The sequence below is a fragment of the Thermobifida cellulosilytica TB100 genome (genome assembly GCF_001517975.1).
Classification (GTDB): domain Bacteria; phylum Actinomycetota; class Actinomycetes; order Streptosporangiales; family Streptosporangiaceae; genus Thermobifida; species Thermobifida cellulosilytica.
The window spans coordinates 105,483-122,318 of sequence record NZ_KQ950185.1 but is presented as its reverse complement, the minus strand read 5'-3'; the positions used below and the strand labels follow the sequence as shown (position 1 = coordinate 122,318).

Here is a 16,836-nt window from a genome sequence, read left to right as displayed (position 1 = left end):
GGCGAGGAACCGCTGCCGAGGTTGACGGTGGCCTGGTCGGGAGCGGTTCCCCCGCCCGAGTCGGCCGAGTTCTGGACGTCTGCCGAGGACTCGGCGGCGTTCTGGTCTGAGGTGAACTCGGACAACGGACGGACGTGCTGTGTCCACTCGTCGCCGTTCCACCAACGGAGCTGGCCCGGAGGTCCTTCGGGGTCCGCGTACCAGCCTGGCTCGATCGATCCACCCATGGGCGACAGACTAAGGGTTTTTCGAGCCTGACAGGACCACGGGGTGCTCTCGCCGTCCGCAACCGCCGGGCGTGCGGGCAGCTCAGGGAGAGGAGAAGGGGGAGCGCATCCCGGAGGCGACCGGGCGGCGTCTGTCCGGGGCCGTGCCGGGCTGCTCCCGGCGGGGCCTGGGGAACCAGTGGCCGTGCAGGCGCACCGGGTCGATGGCTCCGGGGCCGTCGGCTGCGGAGCCGGGGACCTGGGAGTGGCCGAAATGCCCTCCCAGAGACCACGGGTACTCCTGCGCGGCGCTGCTGCGGCGGGCGCGGGCCCCCGGGGCTCCCGCGGGCCAGGTCCTGGGGATGCCCCAGGAGTCCAGCCACGCCAGGATGGCGTCCAGGCCGTTGAGGGGGCCGTCGGTGAACGGCTCCGGGGAACGGCCGATGACCTGGATGACGATGCAGACGCGCCCCTCGCTGGCGCGGTCGATCGTGCCGTGCGGGGTGAGCTGGCCCACGGCGGCCGCGGTCGCGGGAAGGAGCTGGACGACGTCGCCGGTCACCGGGTGCCACACCAGGTGGGCGGCCCGTCCCTCGGAGTCGAGCCGACGTGCGGCCGAGTGGGCGGACCACTGCTCCGGATCGGATTCACTGACGCACCAGACGGCGCGCGGCGCCCCGCCTCCGGGACGTCCTGCGGGGAAACTGCTGGTCACTCTTCCGGCTGCGGGCATCCACGCGTTGGCCACGGCGGCCACCTCTCAAGTGAGTCCACATATTCCGCATCCCACTGCGTATGCGAATACGTCGGACAAGTCCAGAGGTGGCGTCCCGGGGAAAGCAGGGTCTATCCGTCCGGTCACCCGCGCGGGAGGAAAAGCGGCCGGGCGGGGCGCCGATGCCCCGCCCGGAAGCAGCCCTCCGGTGCCGGACTACTCTTCCTCCTCCGTTTCTCCGGAGATGCGCAGGGCAAAGGCGCTCAGGAAGATCTCGCCGATCTCGGTGGGGTCCTCTGTGGTGTAGGCGGCGCCGCGGGTGGCCTCGGCGATCCGTTGCAGGGGCTCGGGGTCCACGTCGGGGCCGAAGGAGATGGCGATGATGGTCACCGGGCGGTCCGGCTGGTACGCCTCCTCCAGGTGCTGGACCAGGTCGTCCAGGGAGATGCTGTCGTCGTCGTCGTTGTTGCCGTCGGTGAGCACCAGCAGGGTGTTGACCCGGTTCGGCGCGTAGCTCTCGGTCAGCTCCTGGTAGGCGGCCAGGATCGTGTCGTACAGACCGGTGTCCCCGTCCGGCTCAGGGGCCAGCCTGGCCAGCGCCGCGTTCAGCACCTCGTGCTGGGTGACGCCGTCGACCTGCTCCTCAAGGGGACGGATGGGGACCGTCTCCCGGTAGTCCCGGTCTCCGTCGAGGCCGACCGAGAACTCCCACAGGCCCATCTCGGCCTCGGAGGGGAACAGCGTGAGGCCCTGGATGGCGGCCGCGCTGGTGACCTGCATCCGGGTGAGCCCGGTGCCGGGGACGATCTCGGCCATGGAACCGGAGATGTCGACCACGGTGAGCAGCCGGGTGCCGAGTTTGAGCTGGTTCCACGCCTGGATCAGCGACTTGGCGGCCTGCTCCCCGGGGGCGGGCAGCTCGCCCGGGTGGTCGGCACGGAAGCCGTGCTCCTCGGTGAGCGTCTCCGGGTCGATCGCTTCGTCGGCGGAGCGGAAGCCTTCGGCGCGGATGGCCTGCTGGGCCTCCCGGCCGGTGAGGAAGGCGCGGAACGCCTCGGCCGCGAGCTGCACCTCGGGGTCCTTGGAGCGCAGGACGTAGGGGTAGTCCAGGGTGTAGGTGCCCCGCTCGGGGTAGATGACGTGCACGGCGGAGTCGGTCTGGGTGCTGAGCCGCCAGGCGGCCTGCTCGCTGAGCACCAGCAGGGGGGCCTGCTCCGCGTCGGCGGGCGCCTCGCTGATCACGGCGAGGGCGGCCTCCTCGTCGGCGACGACCGACTTCTGCAAGTTCTGCAGGGCCGCGATGAAGCGCGTCTGGGGGCCCTCCTCGCCGCTGACGGAGTTGCTGACCAGTGCGAGGGTGGCCAGTCCCGAGGAGCTGTTGACCGGGTCGATCACGTGCACCTGGTAGGGGGAGCTCCCCGGGTCGGGCAGCGCCTCGGTCGGTACCAGGTTGTCCCAGGACAGCGGGGTCTCGGAGGCGTCGGCCCCGGCCGCCTGGGTGGTCACCAGCACCAGCGGGGAGTGGGCCACGGAGGTTCCGGTGCTGACGACGGCGTCGTCGGCGTCGCGTTGGACGGTCTTGACCCACAGGGTGGAGTCGGGGATCCACACCTGCGACTCGGTACCGCCCATGGTCGGTCCGGCGCCGGTGATGCTGTAGGCGACGTCGGCCGAGTCCGCGCCGCGCACCTCCACGGTCACGCACCGGCTGTCCGCGGTGTCGCCGGCGTTGAAGTCGTCGGCCAGCCGGGTGAGCACGGGGGCGAGTTCCGGGGCCGCGGCGACTTGGAGGGGCGGGGTCGAGCCGCCGCAGCCCAGGCGGCCGTCCAGGACGAAGTAGCCGGTGACCCCGAGGCCGACGAGGACGGCGAGCGCAGCGGCGAACGCGGCGAAGGCGCGCCCTGTGCCGCGGCGGCGCCGCCGGTTCCCACGGCGGCGGGGGTCGGGGGCGGTGTCGTCTGCGCTGCTTCCGCGGTGGCGTCCCAAGGTGACCTCACGGGGTTTGTTACCGACGGGTTTTGGAGGAGAACGGTACTCAAGCCAGGGGTGCTGACGGGCAGGTGGGCCGGGGCGGATGCCCGGTCGCCAGCAGGGGAGATTAAGAAGTTTGCGAATGTTTACCCCTTTTTCGGGGGCTATGTGGTCGTTCTAGCGCTTACTGGAGGTATGAGACAAGGGCACGCTGTGTTATTGAAATGTGACTTGTGGGGCAGGTGGGCGGAGGGCTTCGGCTGTGGTTGGACCACCCCGCAGTGCGGGGGTGGGCGGTGCCGTCTTCTGTGACCTTTGTCTCGCTGGTGGAGAAGCGCGGGCGCGGCCCCTTCCCCCCGGTCAGGATGGGGAACCCGGTCCGGCGCCGACCGCGGGGCGGCGGGCACGCCCCCGCGTGGACGCCGGTTCGGGAGCAGAGCAGGTGTGCCGCCTCCGAGGAACGGGGCTAGGATGGCGAACCACTCGCGCCAGTTGATTTTCTGGGGTTCGCGGCTGGATGCGCACGGTTGCGGAGTTTGTGCCGGGGGCGTTGGGGCACACCCGACCGGTCCGGCCGTGATGGGGGTCGCGGGATGAAGCGACCGTGACGGAGGGTTCGCCGCGGTCACTCGGAATCGCTCGACTTCTTAGAGGATGGCCATGTCCAAACTGGGCGCTCGTTGGAACTCCCTCGGTACGGTCGGCAGTGTCGTGCTCGGTTCGCTCTGCCTGGGCGGAGCGATCGTCTACACCGCTGTGGTGGGGGCCTCCATCGTGGCCGCGCCCGCGATCCGGACCGAGGCGGCGGCCCAGACCATGAGCGGGCTCTCCGAGCTGCCCCAGGCCCCCGTGGCGAGCCTGGAGATCCGGGTGGACGACGGCGAGAAGTCCTACGAGCAGCACCTCGACTGCACCGGCGACCCGCTGGCCGACCCTGCCGCGTGCGCCCAGCTCGCCGCCAACAGCGAGGAGGAGGACGCTGCGGGCCCCTTCGAGGAGGTCGACCCGGGGGCGATCTGCACCGACGACGTCTACGGGCCCGAGAGCGCCGTGGTCAGCGGAACCTGGAACGGGGTGGCGATCCACACCGAGGTCACCCGGGCCGGCTCCTGCGAGGAGGCCCGCTGGCAGCGCCTCAAGCCGCTGGTCGAACCGTTCGACTAGGAACGGCCGGACGTCCGGGAACTCCCGGTCGGCGACAATGGGGACCGTGAACGTCATCGAGGTGGCCGACCCTGCCGACGACAGGCTGGCCGACTACGTGCGGCTGCGCGACAGCAGTCTCCGCCGGAGCCTGGAGGCCGAGCACGGGCTGTTCCTGGCCGAGGGGGAGAAGGTGGTGCGCCGGGCGCTGCGCGCCGGGTACCGCCCCCGCTCGCTGCTGCTCACCCGCCGCCGCCGGACGGTGCTCGACGACGTGGCCGCCGAGTTCTCCGCGCCGGTGTACGTGGTCGACGACGCGGTCGCCGAGAGCCTGGTCGGCTTCCACCTGCACCGCGGCGTCCTCGCCTCCTTCCACCGCCGACCGCTGCCCGGCGTCGCCGAGGTGGTCGCGGACGCACGCCGCGTCGTGGTTCTGGAGGACATCGTCGACCACACCAACGTGGGGGCGATCTTCCGCAGCGCCGCCGGACTGGGCGTCGACGCCGTCGTGCTGGCCCCCCGCTGCGCCGACCCGCTGTACCGGCGCGCGGTCAAGGTGTCCATGGGCGCGGTCTTCACCCTCCCCTACGCCCGTCTCGACAACTGGTACAACGGCCTGGAGGACCTGCGGCGGCGCGGGTTCACCCTGCTGGCGCTCACCCCGGCGCCGGACGCGGTGCCGCTGGCCGAGGCGGTGGACGGCGACGGCAGGTACGCGTTGCTGCTGGGAACGGAGGGCGACGGGCTGTCCAGCCGCTGGATCGCCCAGGCCGACGTCCGGGCGCGCATCCCCATGGCCGCGCGCGACGTGGACTCCCTCAACGTCACCGCCGCGGCGGCCATCGCCTGCTACGAACTGACCCGCTGAGGGGTCAGGCGGAATCCCGCGCCGACGGCACCACGAAACGCCACGCGCCCGGCAGCACCCGCCAGGTGCGCGCGGTCACTTCCTCGGTGATCTCGCCGTCGCTGCTCATCGTCAGCGGCTCGCTGACCACCCTGACGGTGCGCGCCAGGCGGTGGTGGACGTCCGGCTCCACCGGGTGGGTGCCCCGGTGCAGGCGCACCGCGTGCGCGGCGCGCCGCCAGAAGCCGCGAGGGCGGAAGACCACCAGGCTGATCACGCCGCTGTCGGGCCGGGCGCCGGGGTCGAGGGTTCCCGCGCCGCCGCCGACGAAGCGGCCGTTGGCCAGTCCGGCCATGAGCGTCCTGTGCCGGGGGGTGACGACCTCTTCGCCGTCGGCCGTCACCCGCATGCGGTACCCCTCGGCGGCCCAGCCCGCGGCCAGGCCGCCGACCGGGAAGCTCACCGGGCCGAGCGTCTCCTTCCACCGGGCGGCCTCGCGGGTGGAGTCGGCCCCGACCCCCAGGTGCACGGCGTTGACCGTCACCTCGCCGGTGTCGTCCACGAACAGGTCCAGCGGCAGGGGCGTGCCGGTCAGGAGGGCGCGGGCGGCGGTCTCGGGCTCCAGAGGAACACCCAGGGTGCGGGCGAAGTCGTTGCCGGTGCCCAGCGGCAGTAGGCCGACCGTGTGGCTGCCGAGCCCGCCGCGGCGGTGCAGTGCGTTGGCCACCGCGTGCAGGGAGCCGTCCCCGCCCGCCACCACCAGCATCTCGTGCTCGGTGTCCAGGGCGGCGTCCAGGTCCGCCGGGCTGGTGCAGGAGACGACCTCCACCGCGTCGGCGCCCGCGACGGCCAGTTCGCCCACCGCGGTGCGCAGTTGCCGTTCTCCGTTGCTTCCGGACCGGGAGTTGTTGATCACGAGCACGAGTGGGCCTCCGGAGGGAGTGGGCGCCGTCCTGGCGCGGGGTCGGACCCTTCTGGTTCCCTCCGGAAGTGCGGTTACGCACGGACCTGTCCCGGGAAGCTGCTGATAGCGTCGGGGAACCGTGGACGTGCACGGACGAGGAACGCAGCGGAACAGAGGAGTCGGAGTGGACGGGCGGATCCTGGTGCCCTGGGAGCAGAACCGGGAGAACGCCCCGGAACAGTTGACCGTGGAGGTCTACGACGGCTGCGGCGAGCCTCCCGCCGAGGTGCTGGACGACGTCGTCTTCTACGTCGTCCCCTACGGGCGGGTCCAGCAGGTCAGGCTGATGCGGCGGATGCCCAGGCTGCGCGCGGTCCAACTGCTCACCGCCGGCTACGAGCACGCCCTGCCCCACCTGCCCCCGGGGGTCAGGCTGTACAACGGGCGCGGGCTGCACGACGCGAGCACCGCGGAGCACGCCGTCGCGCTGGTCCTCGCCGCGCAGCGGGACCTTCCCCGGTGGGCCGCGGACCAGCGGGCGCACGTGTGGGACCCGCACTACACCCGTTCCCTGGCGGGCTGCCGGGTGCTCATCGTGGGCTACGGCAGCATCGGCGCGGCCATCGAGGAGCGCCTGCGGCCCTTCGAGGTCACCGTGACGCGCCTGGCCCGCCGGGCCCGTCCGGCCTCGGGGGTGCACGGCGTCGAGGAGCTGCACCGCCTGCTGCCCGAGACCGACATCGTCGTGGTCGTCACCCCGCTCACCCCCGCGACCAGAGGGCTCATCGGTGCGGCAGAGCTGGCGGCGCTGCCGGACGACGCCCTCGTGGTGAACGTGGGGCGCGGCCCGGTGGTCGACACCGAGGCGCTGCTCGCCGAACGGGGTCGGGTGCGGGCCGCGCTGGACGTCACCGACCCCGAGCCGCTGCCCGCGGACCACCCGCTGTGGGACGCCCCGGGAGTCCTGGTCACCCCGCACGTGGGCGGGGGCTCCACCGCCTTCTACCCCCTGGCCAAGCGGTTCGTCGACGAGCAACTGCGCCGCTGGGCGGCGGGCGAGCCCTTGGTCAACCGGGTCAGCCTCGACGAGTCCTAGAGCGGGCCGCCGCCGTCGAGAGGTCCGAGTTCCGCGGCGGCCGCCCCTCCCGTCGTGTTCGTATCGCGATGGGGTGTTTACTGACCGTTTGTTGTTGTGACTTGAAACAATTTCCTTCTCCCCGCATTCTGGTAGGAGCTAGCAGTCACACCCCGAATATCCGAAAGGCGTAAGTGTGTCGGTACGGCGACGGCTGACGGTCGGCACGGGCACCACCGTGGTGTTCGTGGTGGTCCTCGGCGCTCTGGGTTCTCCCGCCTGGGCCGAGCCCGGGCCCGGCGGAGCGGATCGGCCGCCGACCACCTCCTACTCCCTCCCCTCGGGGGCGACCGGTTCCTCCGGTTCCTACCCCTCTCCCCCGGTCGCCGACAGCGGACGGCTCGACCGCGACGTCCGGGTGGCGCCGTTCGACGAGGCGCGCTCCCGCGAGTACTTCGCGGTCGCGGCCGAGTCCCTGGACCCCGACCTCGTCGAGCGGGTGCGCGCGATCGACGGTGTGCGGTCGGTCGAGGTGGTCGACGCGGCCCGCATCCGGATCGACGGCGTGGTCATGTCCGTCCTGGGGGTGAACCCCTCCACCTTCCGCAACTACGCCCCCGCCCCCTCCGCCAAGTCGGACGAGATCTGGCAGGGCATCGCCGAGGGGCGGATCGCGCTCTCCGACGACGCGGGCAAGCAGCGGGACCTGGAGCTGGGCAGCACCGTGGCCATGGCCGGGGCGCACGGGACGGTCGACAAGGAGGTGTGGACGCACGCCACCTCGGGGGTGGCCGGGATCGACGCGCTGATCTCCCGGGCTTCGGCCAAGGAGCTGGGCTTCCCCCGCGGCAACGGACTGATCGTCTCGGCGCCCGGCGCGGACCTGTGGCAGCTCCGGGAGGACCTGAGGAAGGTCCTCGGCCCCGACGTCAGCTTGCAGGTGCTGGCAGAGGAGTCCTCCGGGCCGCGCCCCTACGACGCCGACGGCGTGCCGGTCAGCGAGGAGATCGTGGAGCGGATGATCGCCGCGGCCGAGAGCCAGCTCGGCGTGCCCTACGTGTGGGGCGGGACCACTCCCGGGAAGGGCTTCGACTGCTCGGGCCTGGTGCAGTGGGCCTTCCGGCAGGCCGGGGTGGAGATCCCCCGGGTCACCCACGACCAGTGGTGGGCGGGCGAGCACATCGACTACGCCGACGCCCGCCGGGGCGACCTGATCTTCTGGCGCAGCGATCCCACGGCCCCCGACTACATCTCCCACGTGGCCATCTACCTGGGCGACGGGAAGATGCTGGAGGCGCCGCGCAGCGGTGACGTGGTGAAGGTGACCGATGTGCGCACCGACAGGATGGCCGGAGTGGTCCGGGTCCACGTGGCCGACCAGTGACAGGGACCCCGCCGAAGGGCGGGGACGAACGGGGAAGGGGACCACGCCGCGCCGACGTGGTCCCCTTCGGCCTCCTGACGTTGAGACCAACCGGGAGGGGAGGGCTGGCTCGGCAGGAGGGGGAAGGCAGGAACCCTCGCCGGGGGAGGGGGCGTTCGACGAGGACGTCCCTGCGCAAAGTATTCGGTTGGGCGGTCGCGGGCTCCGGGGCAAGCGCCTGTGCCCACGGCGTCGGAAGCTGGTGATTCCTCACCGGAGTGTTCCGGACCTCGACCGCAGTCCCCAAAATAGCGGAAATCGCGGTGGGCTACAGCCAATATCCGACGTTTTCCGGAGCCGATGTTCCGGTCCGGGGTTCCGGTCGCCCTCCGGGCGTGCTTTGGGGGAGCCGGAAGGAGGGAACCGGCCGCCGAGACGCAGGTGACAGGGGTGGACCGTGCTTCTCCTGGCAGGTTGTGGGGATATATGTTCGAAATCCCTATTGCGAACTTTGCAAAGAAGTGTCGGTTTTCTGATGTGAGGAACTTTGCAGCGCGGGGAACGTCGGCCGGAACCGGGAAGAGCGCGGACGGGCTCCGACCGGACCGGGAAACAGACCGCGCGAGCGGTCCTCGACGGACGGGAAGGGAGGACGGCGCTCCGGGACCCGGCCGTGGGCCGTGCCGGCAGCGCCGTGGACGCCATGAGCGGAGCCGTCGCGATCCTGCTGCGCGGCCTGGTCGACGACGCCGGGCTGTTCCCGCCCACCGCGCTGCCCGTGCGGCAGGCGCTGGCGCGGCACCGGGCCGACCGGGTCGTGGGACATCCCATGCACACCGGACGCCTGCTGTGCCCGGTGGGGGCGCTGGAGGAGCTGTGCGCCCACCTCGGCCCCGACGAGCGGGTCGAGGTGGGGCTGGTCGCGGAGACCGACCAGGAGATGGCCGGCGGCGTGGTCCGCGACCCCAGGGTGCGCGTCGCCCACTACGAGATCAGGGCCTCCGGTCCCGACCTCGGCAAGGCCGCCCGCTACCTGCGGGCGACGGCGGCCCACGCCGCGCGCGCTCGGCGGCTGTTCGCCCGCAGGACCTCCGGTGCCGACCCGTCGCCGGGACGGCGGTCGGTCTACGTCGAGTTCGGCCCGGGCCGCGAGGCGCGTGAGGGGATCGCCGGAATCGCCGGCGTGCCCGGCCTGGGAGTCCGGATCCGCTGCGACGGGGTGGAGCCCGCCGACCCCGACGAGGTCGCGGCGTCCGTCGTCGCCTGCTTCGACCACGGCGTCCCCTTCCGGTTCGGCTCCGGTCCCCTGCACGCGGTCCGGCACACCGACCCCCTCACCGGAACCGTCCGCCTCGGATACCTCAACCTGTTCGCCGCCACCGCGGTGGCGGCCCGGGGCGGCGGTCCCAACAAGGCGCGCCGGGAGCTGCTCGACACCGATCAGGAGCGCCTCCTCGACCGGGTCCGCGGGATCGACGAGGCGACCGCGGTCCGCATCCGGGAGCTGTTCGTCGGCTACGGCGCGCGCAGCACACGGGATCCGGTGACCGACGCCGAGCGGCTGGGCCTGCTCGACCCCGTTTCGGGGTGGTCGGCCTGAGGGCGGCCGCCCCGGCGCGGTGCCTGCCTCGTGAGCGCTGCGGACACGGCTGCGAGCGGACCTTCGAGGTCCGCCCGCAGGGTGCGGTCCGGTCGCCGTCGCAGCGGCGTGCTCCGCGGGGCCGCTACCCCTCCTCCCGGGCGGGACCGCTGCCGTCCTGGCCTGAGGAGTCTGCGGAGCCGTCGGCCACCTCCTGGACCTGGGTGCGGTCCAGCCCGGTCCGGCGGGCGCACTCCCCGATGGCGGAGGAGCGCTCCGGCTGGGGGACCAGCGCCCACAGCCCGGAGTTCCAGGACGCGTTTCCCCACGGGCCCGACACGCTGCCCTCGGTGGGGATCTCACGGTCGGACGACGTCCCGGTCTCCTCGGCCAGGCACCGCACGACCGCCTCCCGCCGGTCGCTGGGGAGCTGGCCGGAGGAGGGGTAGGTCGGGGCGTCGGCGGGTGCGGGAAGCAGACGGGGCTGCTCCTCTTCTGCGTCCTGCGCGGTCTCGGCGTCCCCGGAGCCGCCGTCCTGCCCCCGCAGGAACTCGAGCGCCGTGCGGCCGGTCCTCCGGGTGACGGAGAAGGTGGAACCGGCGTTCTCGTCCCGCGAGATCCCCTCGGCCATCGCCATCAGCTCGGCCGAGGACCACCGGGCGGGGTCGAGGAAGACGCCGAGGGCCGTGCCGTGCTCGTCCACCCAGAACACCTCGCCGTCGACGTCGGAGAGGTAGGCGGGGTGGCCGTTGACCGTGGTCATGCGCGGCGCGGACAGGTGGCTGTAGTGGGCGTCGCGGACCTCGGCCAGGGTGCGGTGTTCGGCGTGGTCGCGCACGTCCACCCTGCCGCGGACCGTCCCGTTCTCCAGCCAGGTGAGCCGGGCGGTGCGGCTGTCGCCCTCGGTGGAGGCCGTCGCGTCGGAGGAGTACTGCTCCAGTCCGGGCGGCAGGTAGGTCACCCGGTATCCGCCGATCAGGTACGTCGACTCCTGGTGGGCGCTCTGCACGGACGGGGCCGCGTCCTCGGTGGCCGTGGCCAGGGCGGGAAAGCCGAACGCCGCCAGGGAGACGGCGGCCGCGCCCGTCAGCACGGCCCACCGGATATGGGGTTTGCGCATCGTGACCTCTCGTTGGCTGTAGCAAAAAGCGGTGGGTGGCGTCTGCGATGGAAGGGGACGCCGCCGACCTCAAAATCTCACGACGAGAGATCGAAACATTACTCAAAGTGTCTGTGATTGCGGTGGGGGATGGCGAATCGACGGTGGTGAGGGGGCGGTCTGCTGTGGTCCGTCGCCCTGCTCGCGTGCGGGAGGGCGGATGGGTGATCTCCGGCCGCCCCGGGGGAGCGAAAAGCAATCCGGTGCCCGGTGAGTCGGGCGTTTCCGGGAGACGGGTGCGCTTTCCGGTGGGGGCGGGGAAAGCGGAGCAACCGCCTGTGAATGCGCACAGTAGTGAATCGAATGCTTTCTGAGGTGTGACGGTTATCTCATATTTGCCCTCCTGGAGGGCGGGATCCGCGCAATGGGAGCGATCCCAACTGCGGGATCGCTCCCGGAAGGCACCGGAGCGCGCTGGTTTCCTCCGGCGGCAAAAGGTACTTTTTGGGCTGTTGACTGTCGCACGACCGTGCTGTCCGTAGGAGGTGGCCGTGACCGCTCCGTACGTGGCCATCACGGATACCGGCGCCCACGATCCGGCGCCTGCGATCCGCCTGCTCACCGAGGCCGGTTTCCGGGCCCGGGTGCTGGGCACCAGCGACCCCGCGCGCATCGCCGCCGAGGCAGCCGGGGCGGTGGCACTCATCGTCCACGAGACCCGGGTGGACGCCGCACTGCTGGACGCGCTGCCGACCCTGCGCCTGGTCATGACCACCGACCAGTACTGCTCCGGGATCGACGTCGCCGAGGCCGAGCGCCGCGGACTGTGGGTCTGCCTGCCGCCGCGCCGCGAGAACGTCGACCAGGCCGCCGCCCGCGCCCTCAGCATGGCCCTGGCCCAACTGCGCCGCCTGTCCACCGAGCGCCTCACCTGCTTCCGGAGCGCGCTGCGGGCCTGCGACCTCACCCTCGGGCTGGTGGGCATGGGGCCGGTGGCCACCAGGTTCGCCGACCTCGCCCTCCCCCTGTTCAAACGGGTCGTCGGCACCGGGTCGCGGCTGCGGAGCTGGCCGTACGGCGTCACCCGGACCAGCTTCTACGAGCTGCTCGCCACCGCCGACGTGGTCTCCCTGCACGTGCCCGTGACCGCCGGGACCCGCGGACTGGTCGGGGCGCAGGCGCTGGCCCGGATGCGCCCGGGCGCGGTGCTGATCAACCTGTCCAGCCCCGACCTGGTGGACCGCGAGGCGCTGCTCACCGCGCTGGACACCGGCATGCTGGCGGGCTACTCCGCGGGCTACTCCCTGGCCGGCACCGGACACCTGCACGAGAGCTGCGGACTGCGCAACCACCCCTCGGTGGTGTTCTCCCCCGAGCGGGCCGAGCGGGCCGACGACCGCCTCTGCATGCTGGCGCGCCACGTCATCGCCTGGCGGGACCGCGGCTTCCCGGACGTCACCGTGGCCAGCCCGTTCCCGCGGCCGCTGGGGGAGGCGCTTCAGGTCTCCTGACCCCGCTTCGGCCCCAGGGCCACGGGACCCGACGGCAGGCCCGCCCCACCGGTGAGGGAGGGCTGGGCGGCCAGGCGGCGGCTCATCCGGGCGAGACGCCGCCGGAGCCGACGTGCCACGTGGAGCGCGCGGTCGCGTTCCTCCCGCGTCTCCCACCAGCGCGAGTACGCCTCGATGCGGGCCTGGCGCAGTTCGGCGAGCTCGGCCTCCAACCGGCGCAGCCGAGCCTCCAGAGCGGAGTGTTCGCGGTCGCGTTCCGCCAGCGCCCGGCTGCACGTCTCAGCCCGGAGTTCGGCACGGTTGACCTCGGCGAGCAGCGCGTCCAGCGCGTCAGACCCCCGATTCCGACCTTTTCTGACGAACCACACGTCTCAGTGGCTATCCACCACCATCAGGCACCCAACGGGCAGTGCGGCAAAGAGTGCGGAAAGCATGCCGGAACCGGGCCATCCGGAGGCTTCGAGGTCAGGCCGCCACCGTGGTGTCCCGCAACGGGACGGCGGGGGCGCCGCGCCGCGACAGCCCGCGGGGGCCGGGCCGGACCTCGGCGTAGATCTCCTCGAAGCGGTCCAGGGAGCGGCGGTGGTCGTGGGCCTGCGCGATCTCCCGGCTGGCGGCGCCCATGGCCGCGCGCCGCTCGGGCGACTCCAGCACCGCGAGCAGGTGCCGGGTCAGCTCCGCCACGTCCCCGGGCCGGTACAGGTAGCCGTTGCGGCCCGGGTGCACCAGGTGGGGCAGGGCCAGGGCGTCCGCCGCCACCACGGGCAGCCCGGTGGACATGGCCTCCAGGGTGGCGATGCTCTGGAGCTCGGCCACGCTGCCGATCGCGAACACGTCCGCGGCGACGTAGACCAGCGGCAGGTCCTCGTCGGGCACGAAGCCGAGGAAGTGGACCCGGTCGGCCACGCCCAGCGCATGGGCCAGCCGCTCCAGTTCCCCGCGGCGCTGCCCGGTCCCGGCCAGTGCGAGCTGGAGGTCGCGGTGGCGCAGCAGCTCCGGCAGCGCCCGGACCAGTTCGTCGATCCGCTTCTCCTCGTCCAGGCGGCCGACGAAGACCACGGTCTCGCGGTCGGGCAGGGCGAGACGGGCGCGCGCCGCCGCCCGCTCGTGCGGACGCGGCCGGAACCGCTCCAGGTCGATGCCGCAGGACACCGCCTCGACGGGGCGGGTGAACCCCTTGTCCGCCAGCAGTTGGGCGGCGCGCTGGGTGGGCGTGGTGACGTAGTCGGCGGTCTGCGCCACCCGGATCATGTCCCGCCAGGCCAGCGAGCCCACGACGCCGTGCAGCCGGTGCGGGACGTGCGCGTGCGCGAACAGGTTGTCCGGCATGAAGTGGTTGGTCATCACCACCGGGACGCCGGCCAGACGGCCGCAGCGGACGGCGGCGCGGCTGATGGTGAAGTGGCTCTGCGAGTGCACCACGTGCGGCGCCAAGCGGTCGACGAGACGGGCGACGTGGCCGCCGACCCCGAGCGGCAGCGCGGTGCGCATCGTGGGGTGGACCAGGACCGACACCGAGCGAAGCTGGTGCAGCACCACGCCGTCCCGGGCCTCCACGCGGGGCGGCCCCGACGGCGAGGCGCACACCACGTGCACGTCGTGGCCGCGTTCGGCCAGCCCGGTGGCCAGCCGGTAGGTGAAGTAGGCGGCTCCGTTGACGTCCGGCGGATAGGTGTCGGTGGCGATGAGGATGCGCTGCCGCTTCGGTGTGCCGGCGGTCCGGCGGGCGGCCGTGTGCTGGTCGATGGAGGTCAACTGGATTCTCCCGGCGTGGTGTGAACGAGATCGGTGGACGGGGAGGAGGCCGGTCGGAGCGCCTCCGGGTTGCGGTTCCTGGCCCGGGCCAGCACGGCGGTCCCCGCGATGGCCAGCAGTGCCGCACCCGCGGCCAGGACCTGGTCGAACGGGGTCGTCGGCACCCTCTCGCCGAGCACCAGCACGCCGATGCCCGCTCCCACGACCGGGTCGACGACCAGGAGCGTGGCGTAGGCGGCGGCGAAGTGCCCGGTCCGGTAGGCGTTCTGTTGCAGCAGCCCGCCGAAGACCGCGACGGCCACGGCCAGCAGGGTGAGCCAGTCGAGCACCGAGACCGGGTCGGCCGCCGCGCGTGCGGCCACGACACGGGCCAGTGCCGACGTGGTGCCCAGCGCGGCGCCGCCGAGCACGGCCAGCAGGACGGCGCGGGCCCCCGCGGGGAGCCAGTGGGCCGCCAGGTAGCCCGCCGCCCCCACGGCGGTCACGCACCCGGTCAGCGCCAGGGCGACCGGAATCGGCAGGACGGGTGAGTCCGCGCTGTGCGGGAACAGCGTGACCAGGCCGGCCAGCCCGGCCATGACGGCCAGTCCCGCCAGCAACTGCCCCAGCCGCACCCGCCGCCGGGTGAACAGCGCCGACAGCACGATCGCGAACAGCAGCCCGCTGACCCCGAGAGGCTGGACGATGGTCAGCGGCGCCGCGCTCAGCGCCGCCAGGTGCAGGCAGACCCCGGCCGCCGCGGCCAGCGATCCGGCCAGCCAGCGGGGGCGGCGCACCAGGTGCCACAGGAAGCCGATCCGGGCCACGCTGGCGCCGGGAGCGCGGATCGCGTCGCGCTCCTGCAGGGCCGAGCCCAGCGCCAGGCAGAACGCCCCTGCCAGCGCGAGGAGGACCGCCCAGGTCAAGGAGTGACCTCCGGAGCGCGGCGGTGGACCTCCGCGGTGCTGCTCATGGTGCTCCTCCTCGATTCCTGTGACGGCGGTGTCCCTGTGACCACGACGTTACGGACCGGGAGCCCTCCTGATCGATACGGAGAACCCCCCACTTCGAGTAGTGCCAGCCCTACCCCGCAGCGGCGGATGCACCCCTGGACCCACAGATATCCGGCTCCGGGTGGCGAGGAAACAAGCGCAGAGAGTCAGGAACAGAAAACTTTGCCGACCGCGGGCCTTCCCCGCACGGCGGCCCCGGCTCACAGGTAGGGCGTCAGCAACTGGTCCACCGGGGCGTGGTCGTCGGTGAGGACCGTCCCGGTGGTGCGCCACCGCTCCAGGCGCTCCCCGTCGGCGAGGCCGCCCGGGACGGGGGTGCGCGCCAGGGCCGCCGCCAGGGCGTCGGTGTCCAGGGGGGAGTCGGAGGCGAGGAGCACGTGGTTGCCTCCGGCGGGGGAGTCCAGGCCGCCGCGCTCCGCGACCACTGCCACGTGGGTGAAGACCGTGCCGAGCGTCGCGGTCTGGGCGGCGAGGAACGCGCGGTCGCCCCGGTCGATGACGTTGACGGCGTACAGCCCCTCGGGGCGCAGGACCCGGCGGATCTGCTCGGTGAACTCCCGGGTGGTCAGGTGCCAGGGGACGCTCAGCCCGCCGAAGGCGTCCCCCAGGACCAGGTCGAAGCGGTCGTCGGGCAGGTCGACGACCGTGGTGCGGGCGTCGCCCGCCACCACGGCGAGGTCCTCGCCGGTGCGCAGGCCGAGCTCGGCGCGGGCCAATTCGGTGACGGCCGGGTCGACCTCCAGGACCACGCTGGTCGACCCGGGGCGGACCGCGGACAGCCAGCGCGGCATGGTGTAGGCGCCGCCGCCCACGTGCAGGCTCTCCAGCGGTCCCGGGGGCAGTTGGGCGTCCACGGCGGCGCCGAACCACTGGGTGTAGCCGAACTCCAGGTGGGTGGGGTCGGCCAGGTCCACGTAGCCGTGCCGCAGGTCGTCGAGGTAGAGCACCCTGCCCTGGGGGCGCTGCGGGTCCTCCGCCACCCGGGCGCAGTAGTAGGCGGTCTCGGCGTCGCAGGGGGAGTCCACGCCGACCAGCAGTCCGCCGCCGACGAGGCAGACGCCGAGCAGCACGAGTCCGTCCCGGGGGCCGCGCGGGCGGCTGAGGAACGCGCCGCGCACCGCGAAGGGCAGCCCCAGCAGCGCCGTCGCGCAGCCGCTGACCAGCAGCACCGTGGAGACCGGGAGCAGGGCGACGAGCACGTAGCCGGTCAGCACGGTGCCCGCGAGCCCGCCGACGGTGCTCCACGCGCTGAAGCGGCCGACGACGCTGCCCCCGCGCGCCAGGTCCGCCAACTGCGTCCTGACCACCACCGGGGGGACCGCGGACAGCAGCGCGACCGGCAGCGCGATGCCGAAGGCGACCAGCAGCAGCGCCGTGACCGGTCCGGCCCCGGCCAGCAGCGGGCCGAGCAGCACCACGACGGGCCGGGCCAGCAGCGTGGTTCCGCCGCCGAGGAGGAGCAGGACCGCCAGCAGCGGCGCGGCGGGACGGCGGTCCGCGGCGGCCCCGCCGATCCGGGCGCCCAGCGCGATCGCGGCGAGGGCGACCCTCCAGGGTGTCACCGGAGTAGGGCGCCACCAGGCGGATGACCGTGACCTCCAGGACCAGCACGACCGCGGAGGAGCAGAACACCACCGCCGTGGCGAGTATCCGGTTCATGGCAGGCAGGGTAGTGG

Annotated in this window: 15 protein-coding genes; 6 read left to right on the top strand and 9 right to left on the bottom strand. The window is 72.9% G+C overall.

Annotated elements, in window-relative coordinates; genetic code table 11:
- The 3 genes from AC529_RS19740 to AC529_RS16265 all read right to left on the bottom strand — a co-directional run.
- Positions 1–227 (bottom strand): DUF2510 domain-containing protein (locus tag AC529_RS19740; protein WP_157080245.1); only part of this gene is annotated, 227 nt, incomplete at its 3' end.
- Between the two features lie 82 nt (positions 228–309).
- A complete protein-coding gene (locus tag AC529_RS16270; protein WP_068758319.1) occupies positions 310–954 on the bottom strand; it encodes a hypothetical protein in 645 nt (214 codons plus the stop codon).
- Between the two features lie 183 nt (positions 955–1,137).
- A complete protein-coding gene (locus tag AC529_RS16265; RefSeq protein WP_068758226.1) occupies positions 1,138–2,907 on the bottom strand; it encodes a substrate-binding and VWA domain-containing protein in 1,770 nt (589 codons plus the stop codon).
- Between the two features lie 645 nt (positions 2,908–3,552).
- Between AC529_RS16265 and AC529_RS16260 the strand changes: the two genes are divergently transcribed.
- Positions 3,553–4,056: a hypothetical protein gene (locus AC529_RS16260; protein ID WP_232306783.1), complete on the top strand. Its 504-nt coding sequence runs from the start codon at positions 3,553–3,555 to the stop codon at positions 4,054–4,056.
- 46 nt (positions 4,057–4,102) lie between these two features.
- Positions 4,103–4,903: a TrmH family RNA methyltransferase gene (locus AC529_RS16255; RefSeq protein WP_068758318.1), complete on the top strand. Its 801-nt coding sequence runs from the start codon at positions 4,103–4,105 to the stop codon at positions 4,901–4,903.
- A gap of 4 nt (positions 4,904–4,907) precedes the next feature.
- Here the strand turns inward: AC529_RS16255 and AC529_RS16250 are convergent, their stop codons facing one another.
- On the bottom strand, positions 4,908–5,798 hold the full coding sequence (locus AC529_RS16250; protein ID WP_232306782.1) for a diacylglycerol/lipid kinase family protein: 891 nt from the start codon (positions 5,796–5,798) through the stop codon (positions 4,908–4,910).
- A 172-nt stretch (positions 5,799–5,970) separates the two neighbouring features.
- Here AC529_RS16250 and AC529_RS16245 point away from each other — a divergent pair, with 172 nt between their 5' ends.
- The 3 genes from AC529_RS16245 (at position 5,971) to AC529_RS16235 (ending at position 9,824) form a co-directional block, all read left to right on the top strand.
- On the top strand, positions 5,971–6,882 hold the full coding sequence (locus AC529_RS16245) for a 2-hydroxyacid dehydrogenase (RefSeq protein WP_068758223.1): 912 nt from the start codon (positions 5,971–5,973) through the stop codon (positions 6,880–6,882).
- A gap of 175 nt (positions 6,883–7,057) precedes the next feature.
- Positions 7,058–8,245, top strand: a complete 1,188-nt coding sequence (locus AC529_RS16240; protein ID WP_232306781.1) for a C40 family peptidase — start codon at positions 7,058–7,060, stop codon at positions 8,243–8,245.
- A 682-nt stretch (positions 8,246–8,927) separates the two neighbouring features.
- Positions 8,928–9,824 carry a hypothetical protein gene (locus AC529_RS16235; protein WP_157080235.1) on the top strand — a complete coding sequence of 299 codons (897 nt, stop codon included), beginning with the start codon at positions 8,928–8,930 and terminating at the stop codon, positions 9,822–9,824.
- Between the two features lie 124 nt (positions 9,825–9,948).
- Here the strand turns inward: AC529_RS16235 and AC529_RS16230 are convergent, their stop codons facing one another.
- Entirely contained in the window at positions 9,949–10,923 is a 975-nt protein-coding gene (locus AC529_RS16230) for a hypothetical protein (RefSeq protein WP_068758221.1), read from the bottom strand.
- Between the two features lie 530 nt (positions 10,924–11,453).
- On the opposite strand from AC529_RS16230, the gene AC529_RS16225 reads away from it, so the two are divergent.
- On the top strand, positions 11,454–12,413 hold the full coding sequence (locus AC529_RS16225; protein ID WP_232306780.1) for an NAD(P)-dependent oxidoreductase: 960 nt from the start codon (positions 11,454–11,456) through the stop codon (positions 12,411–12,413).
- Here the strand turns inward: AC529_RS16225 and AC529_RS16220 are convergent.
- The 4 genes from AC529_RS16220 to AC529_RS16205 form a co-directional block, all read right to left on the bottom strand.
- Positions 12,401–12,781, bottom strand: coding sequence for a hypothetical protein (locus tag AC529_RS16220; RefSeq protein WP_198156459.1), 381 nt, complete (start codon positions 12,779–12,781; stop codon positions 12,401–12,403). The two genes, AC529_RS16225 and AC529_RS16220, sit on opposite strands and share 13 nt — an antisense overlap.
- A 97-nt stretch (positions 12,782–12,878) precedes the next feature.
- A complete protein-coding gene (locus tag AC529_RS16215) occupies positions 12,879–14,159 on the bottom strand; it encodes a glycosyltransferase (RefSeq protein ID WP_394326455.1) in 1,281 nt (426 codons plus the stop codon).
- 5 nt (positions 14,160–14,164) lie between these two features.
- Positions 14,165–15,073, bottom strand: coding sequence for a DMT family transporter (locus AC529_RS16210; protein ID WP_068758219.1), 909 nt, complete (start codon positions 15,071–15,073; stop codon positions 14,165–14,167).
- A gap of 287 nt (positions 15,074–15,360) precedes the next feature.
- Positions 15,361–16,722, bottom strand: a complete 1,362-nt coding sequence (locus tag AC529_RS16205; protein WP_232306779.1) for a fused MFS/spermidine synthase — start codon at positions 16,720–16,722, stop codon at positions 15,361–15,363.
- Between the last annotated feature and the right edge of the window lie 114 nt (positions 16,723–16,836).

Excerpts from the sequence above, each read along its gene's own strand:
- AC529_RS16260 (WP_232306783.1), top strand. The coding sequence starts at position 3,553 with ATGTCCAAACTGGGCGCTCGTTGGAACTCCCTCGGTACGGTCGGCAGT.
- AC529_RS16235 (WP_157080235.1), top strand. The coding sequence starts at position 8,928 with ATGAGCGGAGCCGTCGCGATCCTGCTGCGCGGCCTGGTCGACGACGCC.
- AC529_RS16230 (WP_068758221.1), bottom strand. The coding sequence starts at position 10,923 with ATGCGCAAACCCCATATCCGGTGGGCCGTGCTGACGGGCGCGGCCGCC.